Origin of the sequence: Tenebrionibacter intestinalis (assembly GCF_016632365.1) — a bacterium.
Classification (GTDB): domain Bacteria; phylum Pseudomonadota; class Gammaproteobacteria; order Enterobacterales; family Enterobacteriaceae; genus Tenebrionibacter; species Tenebrionibacter intestinalis.
Genome location: NZ_JAEPBH010000119.1, coordinates 1 through 1,494, shown reverse-complemented (window position 1 = coordinate 1,494; position 1,494 = coordinate 1). Strand labels below are relative to the sequence as shown.

General features: G+C 59.5%; 3 protein-coding genes. All 3 read right to left on the bottom strand.

What is annotated here, in order from left to right; all coding sequences use genetic code 11:
* Positions 1-395: 395 nt before the first annotated feature.
* Positions 396-701, bottom strand: a complete 306-nt coding sequence (locus JJB97_RS17940; RefSeq protein ID WP_227531390.1) for a type II toxin-antitoxin system RelE/ParE family toxin — start codon at positions 699-701, stop codon at positions 396-398.
* The gene (locus JJB97_RS17935) at positions 698-976 is read right to left on the bottom strand and encodes a CopG family ribbon-helix-helix protein (protein WP_227531391.1); all 279 of its coding nucleotides are present in this window, start codon (positions 974-976) and stop codon (positions 698-700) included. Before JJB97_RS17935 ends, JJB97_RS17940 begins: the two co-directional genes overlap by 4 nt.
* 50 nt (positions 977-1,026) lie before the next feature.
* Positions 1,027-1,494 (bottom strand): tyrosine-type recombinase/integrase (locus tag JJB97_RS17930; RefSeq protein WP_238715436.1); only part of this gene is annotated, 468 nt, incomplete at its 5' end.

Genomic DNA, 1,494 nt, shown 5'->3' with positions numbered 1-1,494 from the left:
CGGGCATAACGCCCTTTAAGCGGAGGCCGTAAGGCCGACCTGCCTTATTGCTGTTTGCTGTTTGCTGAGTATGAGCACATGGCCCGGACGCCGCCAGGGATGGCGGCCGCTCCCGCTGCCTGGCGCGGTGGCGCAAGCCATAATGCAGATTAGACGCATACGAGCGCGTGACATGGCCCGGAAGGAGCGGCCCGGACGGCCGCGAGAGTGCGGCTAATCTCCCGCATTATGGTGAATGGCCGGACAGCGGCCGCACCGCACAGGCAGATGCCACAGCAGCCGCGCCGCTGCGCGGCCATTTACCCCGCGTGGCACGGCATTACAGCAGGCAGATCGCGCCAGGGAAGGCGCGCTCTGCCGAACCTCCTTCCCGACAGGTTCACAGACGCCGCCCGCTAACCCTGCGGCCTGTCCGCTGATACCGGCGGCCAGCAACGTGCAGTGTGGATCAACGTCACTATCCATACCGTCTCTCTTTCCTCATCCAGCTCATAGATAAGCCTGTAGTGCTCATGGGGAACAAGCTCTCGTGTGCCGTTTATCTGTCCCCCCACGCCCATCTGCGGATGCTCTGCCAGCCGTGATGCCGACTCACTGAACCGCTCATCCAGTTCAACCGCTGCCTGCGGGTTTCTTTCCACCAGGTATTCCCAGATGGCTGTACGGTCCTGTAGTGCTTCTGCGGTCCAGAGTACCTTCACTTCTTACCTGCCTGTTTTGCCCGGCGTTCCCTGAACAGCTTTTCTACGTCTTCATTATCCACACCTTCACCTGCCCGGATGGATTGCCGTCCTTTCTCCACTTTCCGGGCAAGATACTCATCGTAAGCGCGGCTGGCGTCCTGACGCTGGATGTATTCGCGCATCAGTTCACGCATCACCTGTGAGGCCGGACGGTGACTGGCTTTCGCCGCTGCGATGAAGCCTTCCCGCAGGGAGCTTTCCAGCTTCATTGTGAACACTGCTTCTTTCGACATTATGCTTTCCTCACTTCCACTTAAGTACTTACAGAGTATATACCTTATCATTACTTTTCCTCTATCCCGTTAAATGTGTCATCTGAACGCTGCTCTGCCGGATGGGTTGAACTGTGTACCGCCTGCAACGCCCGGATGCTCACATGCGTGTAGATTTGCGTGCTTTCCACGCTGCGGTGCCCCAGCATCGCCTGTATCCAGCGCAGGTCCGCGCCGTTCTCCAGCATCTGCGTCGCCATCGCGTGACGGAACAGGTGGCAGCTTCCTTTCTCTATGCCGCACGCTCTCAGGTACTGCACCACCACCTGCGTAATGCCGTTCACCGTCAGGCCTGCCACGCCATCCATTGCCAGGAACAGCGCCTTACAGTCCGGGTTGACCAGCACCTCCGGGCGCACGTGATGCAGCCAGCGGTTCACCCACCACAGCGCACGCTCACCCACCGGCACTATCCTGTCCTGCTTTCCCTTGCCCTGGATGATGGTCAGTATCTTCCTGCCTGCATCCACGCTGCACAC

Bases quoted from the DNA above. Each gene is read 5' to 3' on its own strand.
- JJB97_RS17935 (WP_227531391.1), bottom strand. From the start codon at position 976: ATGTCGAAAGAAGCAGTGTTCACAATGAAGCTGGAAAGCTCCCTGCGG.